At 67.7% G+C, this 21,598-nt stretch carries 21 protein-coding genes; 15 read left to right on the plus strand and 6 right to left on the minus strand.

Annotation, left to right across the window (positions count from 1 at the left end; genetic code table 11):
* Positions 1-16: 16 nt before the first annotated feature.
* Entirely contained in the window at positions 17-958 is a 942-nt protein-coding gene (locus KF730_RS09880; protein ID WP_294094412.1) for a hypothetical protein, read from the plus strand.
* Here KF730_RS09880 and KF730_RS09885 read toward each other — a convergent pair.
* Positions 936-3,377 (minus strand): membrane-bound PQQ-dependent dehydrogenase, glucose/quinate/shikimate family, encoded by a 2,442-nt coding sequence (locus KF730_RS09885; protein ID WP_294094414.1) that lies wholly within the window; start codon positions 3,375-3,377, stop codon positions 936-938. The two genes, KF730_RS09880 and KF730_RS09885, sit on opposite strands and share 23 nt — an antisense overlap.
* Before the next feature lie 145 nt (positions 3,378-3,522).
* Between KF730_RS09885 and KF730_RS09890 the strand changes: the two genes are divergently transcribed.
* Positions 3,523-4,917, plus strand: coding sequence for a leucyl aminopeptidase family protein (locus KF730_RS09890; RefSeq protein WP_294094416.1), 1,395 nt, complete (start codon positions 3,523-3,525; stop codon positions 4,915-4,917).
* A 136-nt stretch (positions 4,918-5,053) separates the two neighbouring features.
* On the opposite strand, the gene KF730_RS09895 is transcribed toward KF730_RS09890, so the two are convergent.
* Complete coding sequence (locus KF730_RS09895) at positions 5,054-5,446, minus strand: GFA family protein (protein ID WP_294094418.1); 393 nt, start codon at positions 5,444-5,446, stop codon at positions 5,054-5,056.
* A gap of 47 nt (positions 5,447-5,493) precedes the next feature.
* Here KF730_RS09895 and KF730_RS09900 point away from each other — a divergent pair, with 47 nt between their 5' ends.
* Positions 5,494-6,852, plus strand: coding sequence for an MFS transporter (locus KF730_RS09900; protein ID WP_294094420.1), 1,359 nt, complete (start codon positions 5,494-5,496; stop codon positions 6,850-6,852).
* On the opposite strand, the gene tpiA is transcribed toward KF730_RS09900, so the two are convergent.
* Complete coding sequence (tpiA, locus tag KF730_RS09905; protein ID WP_294094422.1) at positions 6,824-7,567, minus strand: triose-phosphate isomerase; 744 nt, start codon at positions 7,565-7,567, stop codon at positions 6,824-6,826. The two genes, KF730_RS09900 and tpiA, sit on opposite strands and share 29 nt — an antisense overlap.
* A 129-nt stretch (positions 7,568-7,696) precedes the next feature.
* Between tpiA and KF730_RS09910 the strand changes: the two genes are divergently transcribed.
* Together KF730_RS09910 and KF730_RS09915 are read left to right on the plus strand one after the other, a co-directional pair.
* Positions 7,697-9,619: a peptidylprolyl isomerase gene (locus KF730_RS09910; protein WP_294094425.1), complete on the plus strand. Its 1,923-nt coding sequence runs from the start codon at positions 7,697-7,699 to the stop codon at positions 9,617-9,619.
* 142 nt (positions 9,620-9,761) lie between these two features.
* On the plus strand, positions 9,762-11,249 hold the full coding sequence (locus KF730_RS09915; RefSeq protein WP_294095866.1) for a chorismate-binding protein: 1,488 nt from the start codon (positions 9,762-9,764) through the stop codon (positions 11,247-11,249).
* A gap of 29 nt (positions 11,250-11,278) precedes the next feature.
* Here the strand turns inward: KF730_RS09915 and KF730_RS09920 are convergent, their stop codons facing one another.
* Positions 11,279-11,689 carry a hypothetical protein gene (locus tag KF730_RS09920; RefSeq protein ID WP_294094427.1) on the minus strand — a complete coding sequence of 137 codons (411 nt, stop codon included), beginning with the start codon at positions 11,687-11,689 and terminating at the stop codon, positions 11,279-11,281.
* Positions 11,690-11,792: 103 nt separating this feature from the next.
* Here KF730_RS09920 and KF730_RS09925 point away from each other — a divergent pair, with 103 nt between their 5' ends.
* Both KF730_RS09925 and KF730_RS09930 read left to right on the plus strand, forming a co-directional pair.
* Positions 11,793-12,569, plus strand: a complete 777-nt coding sequence (locus KF730_RS09925; protein ID WP_294094429.1) for a phosphodiester glycosidase family protein — start codon at positions 11,793-11,795, stop codon at positions 12,567-12,569.
* Positions 12,570-12,578: 9 nt separating this feature from the next.
* Complete coding sequence (locus KF730_RS09930; RefSeq protein ID WP_294094431.1) at positions 12,579-13,163, plus strand: aminodeoxychorismate/anthranilate synthase component II; 585 nt, start codon at positions 12,579-12,581, stop codon at positions 13,161-13,163.
* Here the strand turns inward: KF730_RS09930 and KF730_RS09935 are convergent.
* Positions 13,160-14,875: a hypothetical protein gene (locus KF730_RS09935; RefSeq protein ID WP_294094434.1), complete on the minus strand. Its 1,716-nt coding sequence runs from the start codon at positions 14,873-14,875 to the stop codon at positions 13,160-13,162. The genes KF730_RS09930 and KF730_RS09935 overlap by 4 nt on opposite strands.
* A gap of 174 nt (positions 14,876-15,049) precedes the next feature.
* Between KF730_RS09935 and KF730_RS09940 the strand changes: the two genes are divergently transcribed.
* The 5 genes from KF730_RS09940 (at position 15,050) to moaC (ending at position 18,391) form a co-directional block, all read left to right on the plus strand.
* Positions 15,050-15,451: a hypothetical protein gene (locus KF730_RS09940; RefSeq protein WP_294094436.1), complete on the plus strand. Its 402-nt coding sequence runs from the start codon at positions 15,050-15,052 to the stop codon at positions 15,449-15,451.
* A 166-nt stretch (positions 15,452-15,617) separates the two neighbouring features.
* Positions 15,618-16,016: a hypothetical protein gene (locus tag KF730_RS09945; protein WP_294094438.1), complete on the plus strand. Its 399-nt coding sequence runs from the start codon at positions 15,618-15,620 to the stop codon at positions 16,014-16,016.
* Between the two features lie 45 nt (positions 16,017-16,061).
* Positions 16,062-17,054 carry an anthranilate phosphoribosyltransferase gene (trpD, locus tag KF730_RS09950; RefSeq protein ID WP_294094440.1) on the plus strand — a complete coding sequence of 331 codons (993 nt, stop codon included), beginning with the start codon at positions 16,062-16,064 and terminating at the stop codon, positions 17,052-17,054.
* Positions 17,055-17,825, plus strand: a complete 771-nt coding sequence (gene trpC / locus KF730_RS09955; RefSeq protein WP_294094443.1) for an indole-3-glycerol phosphate synthase TrpC — start codon at positions 17,055-17,057, stop codon at positions 17,823-17,825.
* Positions 17,826-17,875: 50 nt separating this feature from the next.
* Complete coding sequence (gene moaC, locus KF730_RS09960) at positions 17,876-18,391, plus strand: cyclic pyranopterin monophosphate synthase MoaC (RefSeq protein WP_294094446.1); 516 nt, start codon at positions 17,876-17,878, stop codon at positions 18,389-18,391.
* Between the two features lie 25 nt (positions 18,392-18,416).
* On the opposite strand, the gene KF730_RS09965 is transcribed toward moaC, so the two are convergent.
* Positions 18,417-18,965 carry a DNA-3-methyladenine glycosylase I gene (locus tag KF730_RS09965; protein ID WP_294094450.1) on the minus strand — a complete coding sequence of 183 codons (549 nt, stop codon included), beginning with the start codon at positions 18,963-18,965 and terminating at the stop codon, positions 18,417-18,419.
* 50 nt (positions 18,966-19,015) lie between these two features.
* On the opposite strand from KF730_RS09965, the gene KF730_RS09970 reads away from it, so the two are divergent.
* The 3 genes from KF730_RS09970 (at position 19,016) to KF730_RS09980 (ending at position 21,563) form a co-directional block, all read left to right on the plus strand.
* The gene (locus KF730_RS09970; RefSeq protein WP_294094453.1) at positions 19,016-19,684 is read left to right on the plus strand and encodes a glutathione S-transferase family protein; all 669 of its coding nucleotides are present in this window, start codon (positions 19,016-19,018) and stop codon (positions 19,682-19,684) included.
* 71 nt (positions 19,685-19,755) lie between these two features.
* A complete protein-coding gene (locus KF730_RS09975) occupies positions 19,756-20,694 on the plus strand; it encodes a PilZ domain-containing protein (protein WP_294094456.1) in 939 nt (312 codons plus the stop codon).
* Positions 20,695-20,759: 65 nt separating this feature from the next.
* Positions 20,760-21,563 carry a ceramidase domain-containing protein gene (locus tag KF730_RS09980; protein WP_294094459.1) on the plus strand — a complete coding sequence of 268 codons (804 nt, stop codon included), beginning with the start codon at positions 20,760-20,762 and terminating at the stop codon, positions 21,561-21,563.
* Positions 21,564-21,598 lie beyond the last annotated feature (35 nt).

The raw sequence follows: 21,598 nt of genomic DNA on the forward strand, positions 1-21,598 counted from the left end.
TTAAGCTCAACAGCTCATGATCGAGGACCGCCGATTGATGTCGCAAATTCGCCACCGGCGGCTGGGGCTCGCCGCTCTCGCATGGATCGCGCTCGCCGGAGCCGGCGAGCCGCGGGCGGTGGTGACGCCGGTCGATCCCCTCACTGTGCAGGACGACGATTTCGCCCGCCACCGCGACCCCGCCGAATGGAAAGGGCTCAAGGTCAGCCGCATCGAATTCCGCGAGGAGCGCGCGGCGTGGCGGCTGTGGCGGATCGAGAGCGGGCGCAAGGGGCCGCTATGGTTCGTGCCCCACGATAGCGAGAATGGCGGATTCGAAGCCGCGCTCGTCGCGGTCCGCAAATATGGCGGCAGCGTCGTCGCGGTAGATGCCGGCGTGGTCCCCGCCGCCGACGGCACCCGGATGAATCGCGCGGTCGACTACGGACGCCCGATCGATCCCAACCGCAATTTCGACGATGCGCTTCCCTTCTACGCCCGCACGGTGCTGGCCGGGCGCGGCTGGCCGATCATCGCGCTCCACACCAATTCGCCGGGCTTCGCCTCGGATGAGTCGACCTGCAACCAGTCCGACCCCGTCGGCCGCGGCGTCATCTCGATCCGCTTCTGCGACGACACGCTGACCCCCAGCCCCTCGCGGGCACGCGCATGGCCGTGGGACGATGACGACAGCGTCGCCTTCGCCACCTATCGCACCGGCCAGCCGATGAGCAGCGCCTATTGCCGCGATCAGATGGTCGCGATGGATTTCAACGTCGTGCAGGAACGCGTCGTCACCAGCGACGGTTCGCTCTCCAATTATTCGGTGCTGCGCGGGATCGACTATCTGAACTTCGAAACCCAGGATCGCGGCCTATCGCCCGAAGGCCTGGCCGAGATGCGCGACCGGCTGATGTACATGATCGACCACGCCCTCGCCGCCTGCGCGCCGGGGGTCAAGGCAGCGCGTAGGCGATAAGCTCGTCGCTGATCGGCGTCTCCATGAAGTGGTGCCCGCCGGCCATGATGACGAGATACTGCTTGCCGCCGATCTCATAGGTCATCGGCGTCGCCTGACCGCCGCCGGGCAGCACGTCCTTCCACAGCGTCTTTCCCGTCCGCATGTCGATGGCGCGGATGAGATTGTCGGTCGCCGCGGCGATGAACATCACGCCGCCCGCGGTCACCACCGCGCCGCCATTGTTGGGCGTGCCGATGTTGATCGGCAGCATCGAGGGGATGCCGAACGGCCCGTTGGTCCGCGCCTCGCCGAACGGCCGGTCCCAGATCGTCTTGCCGCTCGCCATGTCGATGGCACGGATCCCGCCATAGGGCGGCTGCTTGCACAGCATCCCGGTCAGCGGCATCCGCCAGCCGGCATTGACGTTGATCGCATAGGGCGTGTTGGCCTGCGGATCGCCGGCGCCTTCCGCACCGCCGATATTGCCGCGGCTCTGGTCGCGCGGCGCCCAGCCGAGCTTGTCGGCCTTCTCACGCGGCACCAGCTTCAGATAGTTGGGCATGTCGTTGTAGTTGGCGAAGATCACGCCGCGCTGCGGATCGACGGCGATGCCGCCCCAATCGGTACCGCCATTATAGCCGGGATATTCGATGGTGTGCCGGTCCGCCTCGGGCGGCGTGAAGAAGCCGTTGTACCGCGCCCGGCGGAACTGGATGCGGCAGATCATCTGGTCGATCGGCGACATCCCCCACATGTCATGCTCGGTCAGATCGGGCTTGCGCAACGTGTGCCATAGCGACACCGGCTGGCTGGTCGCGCGCTGCTCGGGCTCGACGCCACCCGCCGGAGCCTTGATCGCGCCGACCGGCGTCAGCGGCTGGCCGGTACGGCGGTCGAGGACATAGATGTCGCCCTGCTTCGACGGCAACACCAGCGCCGGCACGCCCTTGTAATCGGCCAGGGTCGCCTGTGCGCCGAAATCATAGTCCCAGACATCCTTGCGCACCGCCTGGAAGCGCCATTTGGGCTTGCCGGTGGTCACGTCGAGCGCGACCAGCGAAGTGGCGAACATGTCCTCCTGCGGGCGGCGCAGGCTCGAATAATAATCCGCCGCGCTGTTGCCCATCGGCAGGTAGACCAGCCCGAGCTGCTCGTCGCCCGAGGCGATCGTCCACATGTTCGGCGTGCCCCGGGTCCATTCCTGGCCTTCGGGGGGGTAGCCGGTCAGGTCGGGGCGCATCATGTCCCAGGCCCAGCGCAGCTTGCCGGTGACGGCGTCGAACCCCTGGATCACCCCCGAGGGGGCCCAGCGGTCCTGCCCGTCGAGCACCTGGTGTCCGGTGACGATCACCCCGCGCACGATCGTCGGCGGCGAGGTGATCGAGACGAAGCCATCGGGCGTCTTGCCCATGCCGATCTTGATGTCGGTCTGGCCGTTGGTGCCGAACCCGGCGCAGGGCCGGCCGGTGCGGGCATCGACGGCGATGATCCGCGCATCGAGCGTGCCTTCGATGATCCGCGTCGCGCAGGGCTGCTCGGCGGGCGCGTTCGGCACCGCGTAATAGGTCACGCCCCGGCACGCGGCGGTATAGGGGATCGCGGTATCGGGCACCTTGGGATCGAAGCGCCACTTGGTCGCGCCGCTCGCCGGATCGAGCGCGATCAGGATATTCTTGGGCGTGCAGAGATACAGCGTATCGCCGATCTTGATCGGCGTCGTCTCGGCGCCATAGGTCTTGGCGACCTTGGGCGAGCTCGGCAGGTCGCCGGTATGGATCGCCCAGGCGCGCTTGAGCTTCCGCGCATTGTCCGGGTTGATCTGGGTCAGCGAGGAATAGCGCCGCGCGCTGGTCGTGCCGCCATAGGCCGGCCAGTCGGCCCCGGTCTGCTGGCCCGAGGGATCGATCATCCCCGCCGTGTTCGGCGCCGGCAGCGGCATCCGCACCGGATCCGGGCTCGCCGCCACCGCCGCGCCGAAATCGAGCACCGTGACGATCAGTGCCGCGAGCACCCCGCCGCCAGCCAGCTTCCAGCGGTCGCCGCGCACGCTCAGCGTCGCCATCGCCGCGATCACCGGCACCAGCAGCACCATCGGCGCGATCACCCGCGGCACCTGCGCCCAGGCGTTGGCCCCGACTTCCCACCACGCCCAGAGCAGGGTGAGCAGGACGAGCGCCAGATACACCCAGCCGCCCAGCATCCGCCCGCGGACCAGCGACACGCCCGACCACAGCATCGCAGCGCCGGCGACAAGATAATAGAGAGACCCGCCCAGCACCGCGAGCCACAGCCCGCCAACCGCGAGCACCAGCCCGATCAGCGCGACCAGCCCGCCGACGATGATCGCGGTCCAGCTTCCCCATCGCCGCTCCTCCCCCGGTTCGATCGGCTCCAGGAACGGAACACGCTCGACGGGTTCGTCGCGGAAATCGGTCATGGCAGCACTCCGCCGGATTTCTGGGGCCGGAACGAGCCGGCAATGCCGGGCTAACTGGTTACGATGGTGACCAGTTCCTTCATGACGAAAATTTCATGTCCGCTCCGGGCTAGCGGTCGCGCTTCCGCCGCCCTAGATCGTAGCGATGCCTGATCCCGCCACGCTCATCCAGCCCGACAAGGGCCAGACCGCCCGCTCCATCCATCTCATCGACCCCAAGGGTTTCGACGCCTGGCTCGCCGCCCAGCCGCCGCGCCACCGTACCGCGGCCATGGCGCAGAAGCTCGCGCCCAAGGGCTATTCGAGCGCGATCCTCCCTGGCGACGGTCCCGAGGACTGGTCGGTGGTCAGCGTGGTGGCGAACGTCGACAAGCTCAGCCCGTGGTGCCTCGCCAAGCTCGCCGAGACCTTGCCCGAGGGTATTTACCGCGTCGAAGGCCAGGATCCCGGCAAGGCCGCCTATGGCTGGCTCGTCGCCCAATATGTTTACGACCGCTACAAGAAGAAGCCCGAGAAGCCGCAGGGCGACCGCGTCCTGCTCTCCGGCGATCCGGTGAAGATGGAAGAAGCCGTCCGCATGGCGGCGGTCGCTTACAAATTACGCGACCGGATCAACACCGGCGCCAACGATATGGGCCCCGCCGATCTCGAAGCCGGTGCCGCCGAGCTCGCCAAGACCTATGGCGGCACGCTCACCGTCGTGAAGGGCGCCGAGGTCGAGAAGGGCTACGGCCTGCTCCACGCCGTCGGCAAGGCCGCCGGCAAGGGCCGCGAACCGCGCCTGATCGAGATCGAATGGGGCAATCCCGAGCATCCCCGCATCGCCATCATCGGCAAGGGCGTCTGCTTCGACAGCGGCGGGCTCGATATCAAGCCGGCCGCCGGCATGCGGCTGATGAAGAAGGACATGGGCGGCGCGGCGCACGCGCTGGCGCTGGCCGAGCTGATCATGCAGCATCGCCTGCCGGTCCGCCTGCACATGCTGGTCCCGGCGGTCGAGAATTCGATCAACGGCGAGGCCAGCCGCCCCGGCGACGTGATGATCTCGCGCAAGGGCATCACCGTCGAGCAGAGCAACACCGACGCCGAAGGCCGGCTGATCCTCGCGGACGCGCTGACCAAGGCCGAAGAGGGCAAGCCCGAGCTGGTCTTCGATTTCGCCACCCTCACCGGCGCCGCGCGCGTCGCGCTGGGCGCCGATCTCCAGGCGCTGTTCGCCAATGACGACACCCTCGCCGCCGAGCTGATGGCCGCCGCCGAGACCGAGTCCGATCCGATGTGGCGCCTGCCGCTCTACGATCCGTACAAGGAAATGCTGAAGTCCGACGTCGCCGACATGGTCAACGCCGCCGAAGCGCCGTTCGGCGGCGCGCTGACCGCCGCCCTGTTCCTCAAGGAATTCGTGCCCGAGGGCGCGCAATGGGCGCATTTCGACATTTTCTGCTGGAACGGCTCGCCCAAGCCGGGCCGCCCCAAGGGCGCCGAAGCGGTGAGCCTGCGCGCGACGTGGAAGGTGCTGAAGGACCGCTACGGGCGGTAATAAGATCCTCCCCGGCACGGAGAGGTGGCAGCCGAAGGCTGACGGAGGGGGCTATCCTCCGGCGAACCGCTTGGCGGCACGCCCCCTCCACCACCGCTTCGCGGCGGTTCCCCTCCCCGTGCCGGGGAGGATCATTTCAATCCCAATGCTCCATCTCCCCCTCGATCTTCACCCACGGCCACATCCGCCCCTCATACACCGAATATTCGGGCATCGGCTGGAAGTCCGGATCGGCGAACGCCCCGACCGGCACTGCCACCAGTCCCGGCATCGCATCGATCGTGTAGGCGACATTGCCCCCGCACACCGGGCAGAACAGGAACCGCCCCACCCCGCCCGATTCGCCGGTAACCGTCCATTCCCGCGTCTCGCCGCTGATCTCCACATCCGCTTCCGGCCAGCGCGCCTGCACCGCGAACGCGCTGCCGCTGCGCCGCTGGCAATTGAGGCAATGGCATACCGACACCCGCACCGGTTCGCCCGCACACGCCACCTTCACCGCACCGCACCGGCATTCCGCCACGCGCATCGCCATTCTCCCGGATCGTTTCGCCGCCAAACCTGTTACGACAGCCAATGGCCGCCGCCCATCCCCGCCTGACGCTTACCGCATGCATTCTCGCCTCCAGCCTCGCCTTCATCGACGGATCGGTGACCAACGTCGCCCTGCCCGCGATCGGCAAGGATTTGCGCGCCACCCCCGCCGAGCTGCAATGGACGATCAATGCCTATCTGCTGCCGCTCTCGGCGCTGCTCCTGATCGGCGGGGCCGCGGGCGATCATTTCGGGCGCAAGAAATTGCTGATCGGCGGCATCGTCCTGTTCACCGCCGCAAGCCTCGCCTGCGCGCTGGCCGGCGATCTCACCCTGTTGCTGATCGCCCGCGCGGTGCAAGGTGTCGGCGCGGCGATCCTGCTCCCCAACAGCCTCGCCACGCTCGGCCACGGTTTCACGGGTGAGGAGCGCGGCAAGGCGATTGGCACCTGGGCGGCGGCCGGCGCCATCGCCGGCGCGGTCGGCCCGCCGCTCGGCGGCTGGCTGGTCGATGCGATCGGCTGGCGCTCGATCTTCCTCGTCAATCTGCCGCTCGCCGCCATCGCGGTCGGCATCGCCGCATTCTATGTCGAGGAGAGCGCCGAGGGCGAGCTCCCGCTCGACATTCCCGGCGCCTTCGCCGCGACGCTGGCGCTGGGTGCGATCGCTTGGGGCCTGACCCTCTGGTCGAGCCACCACGCGCTCGGCAAGCCGGCGATCCTTGGCCTGGTCGCGGGGCTGGCCCTCACGGCTGCGTTCCTGTGGATCGAGCATCGCCTCGGCGACAAGGCGATGATGCCCATCGCGATGTTCGGCAGCCGCGCCTTTGCCGGCCTCACCCTGCTCACCTTCCTTCTCTACGGCGCGCTGGGCGGCGTGCTGCTGCTCCTCCCCTATGTCCTGATCCAGGCCGGCGGCTACACGGCGCTCGAAGCCGGGTTCGCCCTCCTCCCGATGCCGCTCGGCATGGGACTGGCCTCGCGCTTCACCGGCAAATTCACCGCGAAGGCAGGCGCGCGCCTGCCCCTCACCTTCGGCTCGCTGATCGTTGCCGCCGGCTTTGGCGGGCTGATGCTGGTCGAACAGGGCGCGCCCTATTGGACCAGCGTCTTTCCCGGCATGATCCTTATCGCCATCGGCATGGCGCTGGTCGCCGCCCCGCTCACCACCGCGGTGCTCGCCTCGGTCGATGATAGCCACTCCGGTACGGCATCGGGCTTCAACAGCGCCATCGCCCGCACCGGCGGCCTGATCGCCACCGCCATCGCCGGCGCGGTGATGGCGAGCGCCGGCGCCGGACTGATCACCGCCTTCCACCTCGGCGCGGTCGTCGGCGCCGCGCTGGCGGCCGCCTCCGGTGCGGCCGCCTGGCTCACCCTAGCGCAGCCGCGGCCTCGATAATCGGCACGAACTTGTCGGCGGTCAGGCTGGCGCCGCCGACCAGCGCGCCATCGACGTCGGCGCACCCCAGCAGCGCCGATGCGTTGGCGGCATTCACCGATCCGCCATACAGGATCCGCATGCTCTCGGCCTCGCCGCCGATCAACTCGCGCAGCTTGGCGCGGATCGCGCCGTGCATCGCCGCGACGTCGCCCTCGGTCGGGGTGCGTCCGGTGCCGATCGCCCATACCGGTTCATAGGCCAGCGCCAGCCACATGCCATGCGCCCCGGCGGGCAGCGATGCCGCCACCTGCGCCGTCACCACCGCCTCGGCCCGTCCCGAATCGCGCTCCTCCAGCGTCTCGCCGACGCACAGGATCACCATCAGCCCGGCGCGGTGCGCGGCCTCGGCCTTGGCCTTCACCTGCGCATCGGTTTCATGCTGGTCGGCGCGGCGTTCGGAATGGCCGACCAGCGTCAGCCCGGCGCCCGCCTCGATCAGCATTCCCGCCGAGATGCAGCCGGTATGCGCGCCCTTGTCGGCCTCATGCACGTCCTGCGCCCCGATCAGCATGTCGCCCGCGGCCTCCACCGCCGAGGCGATCAGCGTGAACGGCACGCACAGGGCGGCGTCCACATTATCGGGCATCGCGGCGCTGATCGCGCGTACTTCGCCGAGATCGGCCTTCAGCCCGTGCATCTTCCAGTTTCCGGCAACCAGCTTGCGGCGCATCACGCTCTCCCAAAATTCCTGTCGCGCACCCGATAACGGCCCAGGCGTGACGCGCAACCTTGATGGCCGGGCATAGCCGCCCTAAAGCACCTTAAACTCTTCTCCAGCGAACGGCCCCAAATGCTCAATTCCATGCGGAACATCACCAAGTCGCGCTTCGGCTTGGTCGTCGTGTTCGTTTTCCTCGCGATCATCGCGATCGCCTTCGCCGCCGGCGACATCACCGGTCTGCGCCCGAATGGCGGGGGCACCAGCGCCGCGCTGGCCAAGGTCGGCGGCACCAGCGTGACCGAGAGCGAAGTGCGCGAGCGGATCGACCGTTTCCTGCGCGGCGCCGCGCGCGAGGGCCAGAATATCACGATGGAGCAGTTCCTCGCCCAGGGCGGCCTGGAACTGACGCTGGACGAGATGATCAATTCCGCGGCGATGGTCGAGTTCGCCAACAAGTCGGGCATGCAGGTCAGCAAGAAGCTGATCGACGGTGACATCGCCAGCAACCCCGCTTTCATCGGCTTCGACGGCAAGTTCAGCCAGAAGACCTTCGAAGACCTGCTCCAGCAGAACCGCCTCTCGCCCGCGGTCTTCCGCGAGGGTCTGACCAAGGAGAAGTACGGCACCTGGCTGGTCAACCGGTCCGCGCTCGGCACGCCGACCATGCCCGATGGCGTCCTCGCCCCCTATGCCTCGCTGCTGCTCGAGCGCCGCGCCGGCATCGTCGGACTGGTCTCGACCGTGGCGATGGACCCCGGCGCCGATCCCGATGAGAAGACGCTGACCGCCTATTACGCCGCCAACCGCGCCCGCTATCTCGTGCCCGAGCAGCGCGTGATGCGCTACGCGGTGATCCGTCCCGAGGCGCTGAAGGCGCAGTCGGCGGCGACCGAAGCGGAGATCGCCGAGCAGTACAAGAAGGACGCAGCCAAATACGCCGCGACCGAGAAGCGCTCCGTCGAGATGGTCACCGCGCTCGATCAGGCGACCGCCACCACCATCGCCAATGCCGCCAAATCGGGCGCGCTCGATGCCGCCGCGCGCGCATCTGGTCTCGAAGCGCGCAAGTTCGACGCCGTCGAGAAGGCCGCGCTCGCCCGTGACGTCTCGACGCCCTTCGCCGAGGCCGCCTTCACCGCGCAGCAGGGCCAGCTGGTCGGTCCGGCCAAGGTCGGCGCCAGCTGGATCGTCTACCGCGTCAGCAAGGTCGAGAAGGTCGCGGCGCGCTCGCTCGATCAGGTCCGCGCCGCGATCGCCGAAGAGGTCACCAGCCGCAAGACCGCGCAGGCGCTCGCCGACACCCGTCAGGCGATCGAGGACGGCGTCGGCGACGGCAAGACCTTCGACGAAGCCGTCAAGGACGCCAAGCTCACCGCCGAGCGCACCCCGCAGCTCACCGCGCAGGGTATCGACGTGACCAAGCCCGAGGCCAAGCCCGATCCCAATCTCGCGCTGATCGTCCGCACCGGCTTCGCCCTCGCCGCGGTCGGTGACGAACCGCAGCTGGTGCAGATCTCGCCCGATGGCGCCGCCGCGCTGGTCGCGCTGGAAAAGGTGGTTCCCGCCGCGCCCAAGCCGCTCGCCGATATCCGCGCCCAGGTGAACAAGGATTATCTGGTCGATCAGGCGCTCAAAAAGGCGCGCGCCGCCGCTACGGGCATGATCGCCAAGCTCGAAAAGGGCATGCCGATGGCGCAGGCGCTGGCCGAAGCCGGCGTCAAGAAGGGTCCGCCGCCCAAGCCGTTCGATTTCAAGCGCTCGGAGACCCCCGGCAAGGAGAATTTCATCCAGATGGCGTTCGCCATGGCCCCCAAAAAGGCCAAGCTGGTCGAGGCGCCGGGCCGCGTCGGCTATTACGTCGTCTATCTGGACACGGTCGAGGAGCATGACGCGTCGAAGGATCCGGTGACGATGGGCCAGGCCAAGGCCGGCATCGTGCCCCAGATCGGCCCCGAATACGCCCGTCAGTTCATCCGCGCGATCCGCGGCGCGGTGAAGGTCACGCGTAACGAAGGCGCGATCAAGCGCCTGCGCGACGATCTCGCCCGCACCGGCGTGCGCTGATTTCCGGAGTGGCCGCGCGGATAACGCTTTGCGCTGACTCTCCCTGCTCCCCTGCGAAAGCGGGGGTCCAGGATCAAGCGATGCGGCGCTCGCCACCCTGGACTCCCGCTTTCGCGGGAGAAGATGAGGCGGCATGTCCGGCATGATCGAAGGGCGGGAAGCGGCCCGCGCGGCGCTTGCCGAGGGCCGCCCGGCGCTGCTGTGGCGCCGCCAGATCGCGGACACCGAAACCCCGGTCGCAGCCGCGCTCAAGCTGATCGAGCCCGGACGCGGCGATTTCCTGCTCGAATCGGTCGAGGGCGGATCGGTGCGCGGGCGCCACAGCCTGATCGGCCTCGCCCCCGACATGGTGTTCCGCGCCACCGGCAACGAAGCCGCGGTCAACGCCGAATGGCTGACCGACCGCGACGCCTTCCGCCCCTGCGCCCAGCCCGCGCTCGAAGCGCTGCGCGGTCTGGTCAAAGCCTGCCGGATGGACGTTCCGCCCGAACTGCCCCGCGCGCTCGCCTGTCTGGTCGGCTATTTCAGCTATGAGACCGTCGGGCTGGTCGAGCGGCTCGATCGCCCGCCCGAAAACCCGGTCGGCGTGCCCGACATGATGTTCGTGCGCCCGACCGTGATCCTGATCTTCGACCGGCTGGCCGACGCCCTGTTCCTCGTCGCTCCCGTCTGGCCGGGCGGCGATGTCGACGCCGCCGCCGAGCGGATCGACGCCGTGGCCGCCAGGCTCGCCACCGCGCCGCTCCCCGCGCCCGTCCGCGCCGCCCCCTTGGCCGTGGAGCTGACCCCGGTCCTTGGCCCCGGCCACTATGCCGGCATGGTCGCGGCGGCGAAGGACTATATTGCGGCTGGCGATATCTTTCAGGTCGTCCTCGCCCAGCGCTTCACCGCGCCGTTCACGCTCCCGCCGTTCGAGCTCTATCGCGCGCTGCGCCGGGTGAACCCCTCGCCCTTCCTCTACCATCTCGATCTGCCCGGCTTCGCGCTGACCGGATCGAGCCCCGAAATCCTCGTCCGCGCCCGCGATGGCGAAGTCACGATCCGGCCGATCGCCGGCACCCGCCCGCGAGGGCTGACCGCCGCCGAGGACGCCGCCAACCGCGACAGCCTGCTCGCCGACCCCAAGGAGCGCGCCGAACATCTGATGCTGCTCGATCTCGGCCGCAACGATGTCGGTCGCGCCGCCGAGGCCGGCAGCGTCCGCGTCACCGACAGCTATACCGTCGAATTCTACAGTCATGTCATGCACATCGTCTCGAACGTGGTCGGCAAGCTGAAGGCGGGCAGCGACGCCATCGACGCGCTGTTCGCCGGTTTCCCGGCGGGCACGGTCAGCGGCGCGCCCAAGGTCCGCGCCTGTGAGATCATCGCCGAGCTCGAGCCCGAAACCCGCGGCCCCTATGCCGGCGGCGTCGGCTATTTCTCGCCCGATGGCTCGATGGATTCGTGCATCGTCCTGCGCACCGCTCTGGTGAAGGACGGCGTCATGCACGTCCAGGCTGGCGCCGGAATCGTCGCGGATTCGAACCCCGATTACGAACAGCGCGAATGCGAAGCCAAGGCCGGTGCCCTGTTCGCCGCCGCCCGCGAAGCCGTGGCGCGGGCCGCAGAGGCCGGATTCGGGCAATAAAGTCCTCTCCCCCTCGGGGGAGAGGGAGTTTAGTTCCCGTTCCCAGGAATCCGCGCGGCCTTTGCCTTGCGATCGAGCCGGTCCTGATACCATTGCTGCAGCATCTGCCGGGTGCAGCCGGTCTGGCCGCCGGTGCCGACCGGCGAGCAGCTATTGGGCAGCCCGGCGCGGTTGACCTCTTCCACCGTCTCGACGCGATTGGTCCAGGCCTGCGACGCCGCATCCTCTTTCGGCTGATCGCGCAGCGCCTTGGGAATGCGATAGGGCGATTCCCCGGCATTGGCGCACACCACGATCTCGTCCGGGTCTTGGGGCTTGGGGCATTCCTCCTGCCCGTAGAGCAGGATCGAGCGCACCCGCTTGGGCGGGTCCTGCGGCTTGTCCTGCGCCATCACCGGGGTGGCGAGCATTGCGGTGGCGACGAGAAGCTTGGCGATCATCACGAAATTCCTTCGGTACACGGGTTCCAACGCCCCTCTCGGCAAACTCGTTGCGCGGGCATCATGGCCGCGGCAAGGCGTAGCGTGCCTTGTTTGCGGCGGCATGACCGCTAAGTCGGAAGTCGTGACGCCGTTCCTCCGCCTCTTCGCCCTGGCAGGCCTGCTCGCGCTTGCCGCATGCGGTCGCGGCGGCAACGTCGCCGAAGCGTGCCAGGATATCCTCTTCGAGGGCGCCCGGTTCACCGCCTGCCACGCCAGCCCACAGACCCATGATCTCGTCCTCGTCAATCGCGGCGCGGATGGCCAGCCGATGCGCGACTTCGCCGGCCTCGAAAAGCGCCTCGGCGAGCGCTACGCCAACCTCGCCTTCGCGATGAACGCCGGCATGTTCGACGCGAAAGGCGCGGCGATCGGCTATTATGTCGAGGATGGCGCCGAGCAGACCCCGCTCAACCGCAAGCCCGGCCCCGGCAATTTCCACCTTCTCCCCAACGGCGTCTTCTGGGGCGACACCGCCGGCTGGCACGCCGACACCACCGACAATTTCGCCGCGATGAAGCCCGATCATGTCCGCTTCGCCACCCAGAGCGGCCCGATGCTGCTGATCCGTGGGCGCCTCCACCCCCAGATCAGCGACAACGGCGCCTCGCTTCAGATTCGCAACGGCGTCGGCGTATCCGTTGACGGCACCGCCTGGTTCGCGATCAGCAACGAGTCGGTTTCGTTCGGCCGCTTCGCCCGCCTGTTCCGCGACAAGCTCGCCTGTCCCGACGCGCTCTATTTCGACGGCGCCGTCTCGCGCCTGTTCGATCCCGTCGCGGGCCGCAAGGATGGCGGCGCGCCGATCGGGCCGATTGTCGTCGCCGTCCAGAAACGCTAGCGCGCCGCCATGATCCTCGTTCTCGACAATTATGACAGCTTCACCTGGAACCTCGTCCATTATCTGATGGAACTCGGCGCCGAGGTGCAGGTCGTGCGCAACGACGCACTTACCGCGCACGAGGCGATCGCCACCAATGCGAGCGCGTTCCTGATCTCCCCCGGACCCTGCACGCCGAACGAGGCCGGGATCAGCCTCGATCTCGTCGCCGCCTGCGCCGAACTCCGCAAGCCGCTGCTCGGCGTCTGCCTCGGCCATCAGTCGATCGGCCAGTATTTCGGCGGCTCGGTCGTGCGCGGCGGGCTGATGCACGGCAAGACCTGTCCGGTCGAGCATGACGGCACCGGCCTGTTCGATGGCCTGCCCTCGCCCTTCACCGCCACCCGCTATCACTCGCTGATCGTCACCGACATTCCCGACGATTTGGTGGTCAACGCCACCGCCAGCGACGCATCGGTGATGGGCTTCCGCCACCGCGACCTGCCGATCCACGGCGTCCAGTTCCACCCCGAAAGCATCGCCACCGAACATGGCCATGCGATGCTGGCGAACTTCCTCCGGATCGCCGGGATCGAAGCGAAGGCGCTCGCCTAATAAGCGCGCTGCTTTTTTTGCCATTCCTCGCGATACGCCTTGCGACGCGCATCGAACCAATTGTCCGAACCCCTTTTGATGTTATCGACCGCTACATCGCCGGCATTGCGGATCGCATCGGAGAAAGCGCCGGGATAATAAGGCCGGGGCACGGGGTTCGCGAGTTCATAGTCGCGACGCGCCAAGGCCGCGGCTTCGTTACGCGCCACTTGCCGCTGGCCTTCTTCGACCTTTGCGACAAGATCGGCGGACAAGCCCATCTCGCGGGCCTTCCTCAGATCGTTCGCGGAAAAGCCGCCCGCGCAATGCTGGGCGTACACCGTGATCTCTTCGATCGTGTAGTTCATCGGCGCGAGATACTGGCACAATTTGCCCTCGCGGATCCTCTCGTTGCGAAAGGCGATATAATCGGCGCGTTCCTTCGCCTTGCGCTCGGCGACGCTGCGCTCGAACGCCGCCCGCTGCGCCGCGCTCCACGCATCCCAGGCGGCGTTGTAATTGGCCCGTGCCGTCGCCGGATCATTTGCCGGCGCGCCCAGCGTTTCGGCACCCGCCGAGGCCGGCACCACCCATTTGCCGGTGCGGACATCGATCGCGGCAAAGAACCCCGACGTGCCTTCGCGCGCGATTTCGCGGTAGCGCGGATCGCTACTCTTGCCCCGCGCCAGCGCCTGCTCCAGCGTGCCGTCATACAGGCTGTAGCTCCAGCCATTCGCATCCGGATACACTATCGCCCATTGCTCGCTCAGCCAGTCCCAATTGTCATCGGGCAGATCGGCATAGGGGGTGTTGGTGATCGGATTGCTGGTCGGCAGCACGCCGATCGCCCCTTCGGGCAGCGGCAGGAACTCGCCCGTCGCCGACAGCGGAAATCGTACCGCGCCATATTCGGTCTTGGCCGGATTGCGGTCGAGGCTCGGCCCCTTGGCCAGCATCTGCGCGCGCCCGGTCCGGCACGTGTCCTTGCGTCCCCAGGGCAGCTTGGTCTGCCAGAAGCTTATATTCTCGAACGTCCCGCTCATCGGCACGCCGGCGAGATTATAGATTCGTGCGGTATCTCCATAGTTCACGACGATCCGGTCACCGGTGCGCCGCACCGGCTGATCCTTGGGCACGCCGCGGAACATCGCCGGTGTGCTCGATCCGTGAAAATAGGCGACATCGCGCACGCCGTTCTGCACCACGCCATAGACCAGCACGCCCTGCGCCCCGTCTGGATTGCTCAGGATTTCGGTGCAGGGGCCGCGCGCGTCGGTCGGATGCACGCTGGCCGGCTGGAACGGCAGCGGCCGTTCCTTGCCGCCCTCATGGATCGCCCAGCCCTTGTCGAGCCGCTGCACGATCGCCGCGGTCGGCGAGATCGCATACATGTTGCGATAGCCCTCCGGCACGATCGTCTTGCCGGCGGCATTGCGCAGCCCGAGCAGCCACCATTTATGCCAGTAATCGGGGCGCGGTTTGCAATCCATGGTCTTGATCGTCACCGTCATCGGCTCGGCCCCGTTCGGCCCGGCGACATAGTTGACGCGTGACTTATAGGGATTGGTCCAGCCCTTGTCCGGCTTCCACACCGCGCATTTCGAAGCCTTGAACGCATCCAGGCTCGGCGGGAACTGGCTGTCACCCCGTTCGGAATCGAGTTGCGCCAAGGCAGGCGTGGCGAACAAGGCGGCACAAATCGCCAGGCCGGCCAGACGAAAAATCCCGCGCATCGACTTCTCCTTCGCCTGCAAACTATCGCGGACGTGCAACAAAGCAATCCGCGGCCGGCGCCGCCGCGCCATACAATTTGCGACACTTTATTGCAGGTGCCGTAATCCCCCTGCGATGTTCGGCAACGATACCGCCGCTTGTGCCCGATCACCGGGCAAACAGGAGTATCGAAAATGAACGCCAATCTGAAATATGCCGCCGCCGCGCTTGCCGGCATCGTCGCCACCCTCGGCGTCACCGGCGCGGTCAACGCCATGCACGACAAGGGCATCGGCCATTTCGCCAATGCCGACGCCGACAACAACGGCGAGATCACCGCCGCCGAATGGACTGCGGCCGGCAATGCCGAGTTCAAGAAGCTCGACACCAATGGCGACGGCAAGATCGTTATCGGCGAAATCCCCCGCGCCCCCGAAGGCGGTCCGCACGGCCCCCGCCCTGGCCCGCACGGCCCGGATGCCGGCCCCGGCGGCCCTGGCGGCCCCGGCGGCGATGCCGGTCCCGAAGCGCAGCCGGCACCGCCGCCTCCGCCCGCGCCGGTCGGCAACGCGGTGATCGGCAACACCGCCAACTGACCGTTACCCCGGCGAAGGCCGGGCCCCAACTGGGACCCTTGGTTGGAGAGCGTTGCGCGTAGGTGCAACCCCTCCAACCATTCCCCGTCCTCCGCCGGAAACTCGCACGGTATTTCTATCTGGTCTTCACCCCGTTAGCGTCTTGGGCGTGGATCGGGGAGTTGGCATGGTTGCATCTACAGGCACGACCACCACAACAACGCTGCTGCATTGTGATGCCGAGACATTTGACGGGAGCGCCATCACACGAAGCGCTCCCGTGACCGCCCCGGGCGGCGGCGACTTCCACATCGCGCTCACTTGCGTCAAACTGCCAACGGACGGCCTGATCGGCGTGACGGTGATGGGCCCGGCCAGCGATTCGTGCGTGATCATGCCGATCACACGCATCCTCACTCCGTCCATGCAGCTGCAATGGCGGCTGATCTGGCCGGTGAATTTCCAAAGCGAGGTTGTCGTCGATTATGTGATGGGTGCGGCGATGCCGCCGGCCGGCGCATATTTCGAAGTGACGCTCCTTACGCCTGAAGCGCCAGCCGACAATACAGGCTTCGCGGCGGCATAACAGGAAACGCTCGACTCACACGCCACCCGCCGGGATAGAGGCGCGGTGACTGTCTTTACCCTCCTCCCCGATCCCGCATCGCCGCTCGCCCGCGAAACCGCCGCGCAGGCGTTCGCCGACATGCTCGACGGCACCGCATCCGAAGCCGAGATCGAGGCGTTCCTGATCGCCCTTTCCGAGCGCGGCGAGACCAGCATCGAGATCGCCGAGGCCGCCCGGGCGATGCGCTCGCGGGTCATCCCGGTCACCGCCCCCGCCGGCGCGATCGACGTCTGCGGCACCGGCGGCGACGGCCACCACACCCTCAACGTCTCCACCGCCGTCAGCCTGGTGGTCGCCGCCGCCGGCGTCCCCGTCGCCAAGCATGGCAACCGCGCCGCCTCCAGCAAGGCCGGCGCCGCCGACACGCTCGAAGCGCTCGGCCTCGACCTCGACCGCGCCGCCGCCGCCGCCGAGGATACGCTCGGCGATCTCGGCATCGCGTTCCTGTTCGCGCAGCATCACCACCCGGCCCTCGCCCGCATCGGCCCGATCCGCCGCCGCATCGGCCGCCGCACGATCTTCAACCTGATGGGCCCACTCGCCAATCCGGCCCATGTCACCCGCCAGCTGATCGGTATCGCCCGCCCGGACTATGCCCCGATCTATGCCGAGGCGCTCGAGCAATTGGGTACCGAGGCCGCGGCGGTGATCTCCGGCGACGAAGGGCTCGACGAACTCTCCACCGAAGGCGCCAGCATCGCCGTCAATGTCGGCCGCGCGTCGCTCCCGGCCCGCATCGCCCCCGAAGACGCGGGCCTCCCCCGCCACCCGCTCACCGCGATCCGCGGCGGCGATCCCGAATATAACGCGGTGGCGCTGCGCCGCCTGCTCCAGGGCGAGCATTCCCCCTATCGCGACGCCGTCCTCCTCAACGCCGCCGCCGCGCTGATGGTCGCCGGCCACGCCGCCGATCTGCGCGAAGGCGTGGAGGAAGCCGCCGAAACCCTCGACAAGGGCCTTGCCAACGCCCTGCTCGACTGCTGGATCGCCTATTAGATGAGCACGATCCTCGACCGGATATTGGAAACCAAGCGCGCCGAAGTCGCCGCGCGCAAGGGGGCGTGGCAGCCGTCTGAAGGCGTCTCGCCAGTTCGCGGTTTCAAGCGTGCGCTGGAGAAGAAAATCGCCGCAGGCGGCTACGGCCTGATCGCCGAGATCAAGAAGGCCAGCCCGTCCAAGGGCCTGATCCGCGCCGATTTCGACCCCGCCGCGCACGCCCGCGCCTATGAAGCAGGCGGCGCCGCCTGCCTCTCCGTCCTCACCGACCGCGACTATTTCCAGGGCCACGAGGACTATCTGATCGCCGCCCGCCAGGCCTGTTCGCTACCGGTCTTGCGCAAGGATTTCATGGTCGATCCGTGGCAGGTCGCCGAATCCCGCATGATCGGCGCCGACGCGATCCTGATCATCGTCGCCGCGCTTTCGGACATGCAAATGGCCGAGATCGAAGCCGCCGCGATCGATCACAACATGGACGTCCTCGTCGAAGTCCATGACGAGCGGGAGCTCCAGCGCGCCTATCGCCTCAAGTCGCGCCTGATCGGGGTGAACAACCGCAATCTCAAGGACTTCGTCGTCGATTTTGACCGCACGCTCGAAGTGCTGAAGGACGCCCCTCCCGGCTGCACCTTCGTCGCCGAAAGCGGCATCACCGGCCATAACGATGTCCGCCACCTCGCCGACAATGGCATCAAATGCTTCCTCGTCGGCGAAGCGCTGATGCGCCAGCCCGATATCGAGGCCGCCACCCGCGCGCTGCTGGGCTAACTTCTTCTCCCCTCCCGCTTGCGGGAGGGGTCGGGGGAGGGCATGTCAAGATGGTGAGCCAAACGGACAACTCCTCCCCTAGCGCCTCCCGCAAGCGGGAGGGGAACTTGACCCATCTCAACGCCGCCGGCGAAGCCCATATGGTCGATGTCGCCGGCAAGCCCGTCACCGCCCGCGAAGCCGTCGCCACCGGCCGCATCACCATGTCCGCCGAAGCCGCGCGGGCGATCCGCGAAGGCAGCGTCAAGAAAGGCGACGTCCTCGCCACCGCCCGCATCGCCGGGATCATGGCCGCCAAGAAGACCGCCGAGCTGATCCCGCTCTGCCACCCGCTGCCGCTGACTCGCGTGGCGATCGACCTCGCCCCCGACGAAACCGGCGTCACCGTTACAGCCACCGCCGCCACCGAAGCCCAGACCGGCGTCGAGATGGAAGCCCTCACCGCCACCACCGTCGCGCTGCTCACCCTCTACGACATGGCCAAGGCCCTCGATAAGGCGATGGTGATCGGCGAGGTGCGCCTGCTTTCGAAAAGCGGCGGCAAATCGGGCGATTGGCAGGCTTAACTCCTCCTCCCATCGGGAGAGGAAATTACCGCCGAAAACACTCCGGCGCATGGTCGTTGACCATCCCCACCGCCTGCATGAACGCATAGACGATCACCGGCCCGACAAACTTGAACCCCTTCGCCTTAAGCGCCTTGGACATCGCCTCCGAAACCGGCGTCTGCGCGGGCACACGCACTCCGTCATTCACTTGAGGCGCGCCTCCGGCCAGCCCCCATAGCCAGTCCGAGAAATCCTCCCCCGCCTCGGCCATCGCGCAATAAATCCGCGCCGCACCAATCGTCGCCTCGATCTTGGCCCGCGCCCGGATGATGCCCTCGTCCGCCATCAGCCGCTCGACATCCGCCGGTCCGAACGCCGCCACCTTGACCGGATCGAACCCGGCGAATGCCCGCCGGAACCCCTCGCGCCGGTGCAGGATCGTCCGCCACGATAGCCCCGCCTGGAACCCCTCCAGCATCAGCATTTCCCACAGCGTCCGGGCATCGCGCACCGGCACGCCCCATTCGGCATCGTGGTAAGCCTGCATCAGCGAATCGTCGCCGGCCCATGCGCATCGCGTCATCTCGTTCATGAAATGTTCTTATCTGGACAAGCCCGCAGCCGCAAGCCAAACCAGCGCCCATGACGCTGCAACTCTTCGCCCACCCCTTCTCCTCCTATTGCTGGAAGGTGCTGATCCCGCTCTACGAGAACGATACGCCGTTCGAATATCGCCATATCGAGCATGAGGGTGTCTTCGCCGAGCTCGCAACGCTGTGGCCGATCGGCAAATTCCCGGTGCTGCGCGATGGCGGCAAGACCATCGTCGAGACCAGCGCGATCATCGAGCATCTCCAGATTCACCATCCCGGCCCGGTCCAGCTGATCCCCGGCGATCCCGATCAGGCCATCGAAGTCCGCATGCTCGATCGCATCTTCGACAATTATGTGATGAACGCGATGCAGCCCCTCGTGAACAACGCGATCCGCCCGGAGGAGAAGCGCGACGCCTTCGTTGCCGAGGGCGTCCACGCCATGCTCGACAAGAGCTACGCCTGGCTCGATGCCCGCATGGCCCAACGCGAACAGGATGGCCGCCAATGGGCCGCGGCGGATCGCTTCAGCCTCGCCGATTGCGCCGCCGCGCCGTCGCTCTTCTACGCCGACTGGGCCTATCCGATTCCGGAGCAGTTCGCGCATCTCAAGGCCTATCGCGCGCGCCTGCTCGCCCGGCCCAGCGTCGCCCGCGCCGTCGATGAGGCCCGTCCATACCGGTCGTATTTTCCCTTAGGCGCGCCGGACCGCGATTAACCCTCCCGCTTAACGCGGCCTTCAGCCCCCGCCCCCACACTCAAGTTGAGCCGGGTGGGGTATTTTTGGCTATGCGACAAGGACTTGCGTCCTCCACGATCTTCAGTCTGGCGGCCGATTTTCCGGCAGCGGAGCCGCTTGCCCTCGGCCATGCCGATCTCGACGCCGCGACCCTGACCGGCGAGCGGATCGCCCTCCCCTGTTCGCTGCGCAAGCTCAACGCCGCCGGCGCCACGCTCCATCACGATGCCGCGCTCACCGAGGGTGACGCGCTGTCGCTGACCCTCGCCAGCGGCCAGTCGATCCCGGGCACCATCGCCTGGACGACCGGCGAGACCGCCGGCTTCGTCTTCGATGCCCCCATCGATGTCGTCGGCACCGTCGCGCGCACCCTCGCCAGCCTTCCCGCCGAGCGCCGCCAGATGCCGCGCATCGAGCTCCACCAGACCGTCAGCGTCCATCACAAGGGCGCGATCGAGTTCACCCGCAGCCGCAATCTCTCGCAGGGCGGCGCATCGGTCGAGAGCCGCCGCCTGCTGCTGCCCGAAGATCCGGTCCAGATCAGCTTCGATGGACTGCGCCCGATCGACGGCACGATCAAATGGGCGAGCGATGGCCAGGCCGGCATCGAATTTGACGAGCCCTTGCCGTGGCAGATCCTGATGCCGTGGTTGCGCCAGGTCCAGCAGACCCCGGCACACCCGATCCGCTCGGGCGCCTTCCCCGTCCCCGGGCTGATCCCGGATGCCCATGCCATCCAGCTCGACGCCCCGGCGCGCGTCCGCGAAGGCGTGCGCTGGTGGAACGTCCGGCTCCGCGGTCTCACCTCGCAGCTCGTCGAGTTCGAAAGCCGCGCCCCGCTGACGCAGGGCACACCGCTCTGGATCGCGCTCCCGCATATTGGCGGCGCGCCGGCCTCGGTGCTCGAAACCGATCAGCACCGCTATCTCTGCGAATTCCGCCTGCCGCTGCGCCCCGGCGAACTGAGCCTGATCTCGAGCGGAGCCTGATCCCGCCCCCGGTTGCCGACGGCACGGGATGATGCGACTGTCCGTAAGGTGCCGGGAGGGCGGATATGACGCAGGGGATTTCGGCGCGATCGATGGCAATCGCGCTGGCACTGACCGCCTTGTCCGCGCTGGCCGTCCTCGCTCTGCTCACCGCGCTCGGCCCCGATTGGTCGGTCTATGCCCCGGCCACCTGCACCGCGACGCATTGCTTCTGCGAGATGCCGCGCACCGGCGATCTGGTGCTGCAGCCCGCCGATAGCTGGTCATCCTATGGCTATGTTCTCGCCGGCTTCCTGATGATCGTCATCGCCGGCGGCCGCGACCGGGTCTCGGCGATGCCGCCGCTCGCGGCGCGCACGCTGGGGCTGACCGCGATCGCCGTCGGGCTCGGCTCGGTGCTGATGCACGCGACGCTGACTCTGTGGGGCCAGTTCGTCGATGTCGCCGGCATGTATCTGGTCGGTTCGTTCCTGCTGGTCCGCGCGCTGGCGCGGTGGCGGAGTATCCCCGATGGCCGCGCCGTCGCGATCTACGCCGCGCTCTGCGCCATGCTGATCGCGGTGCTGATCCTGATGCCCGAAGTGCGCCGCTGGCTGTTCGCGGTGCTGCTGATCCTCGCCATTCTCGTCGAGCTGGTCTTCGCCCGCCCGCTCCGTCCCGGCGCGCGCATCGGATATTATCTCGGCGGCATCCTCGTCAACGCGACGGGCTTCGCGGTCTGGATCCTCGATCAGCAGGGCCTCGCCTGTTCGCCGCACAGCCTGCTCCAGGGCCATGCCGCATGGCACCTCCTCGGCGCGATCTCGCTGTGGCTGAGTTTCGGTTACTATCGCAGCGAGCGCCTGCCCCGGCCCGCCGCCGGCACCTGATCGCCGTACCCTGACTCCGGGGGCATGGTTAACAG

The sequence above is a fragment of the Sphingomonas sp. genome (assembly GCF_019635515.1).
Classification (GTDB): domain Bacteria; phylum Pseudomonadota; class Alphaproteobacteria; order Sphingomonadales; family Sphingomonadaceae; genus Sphingomonas.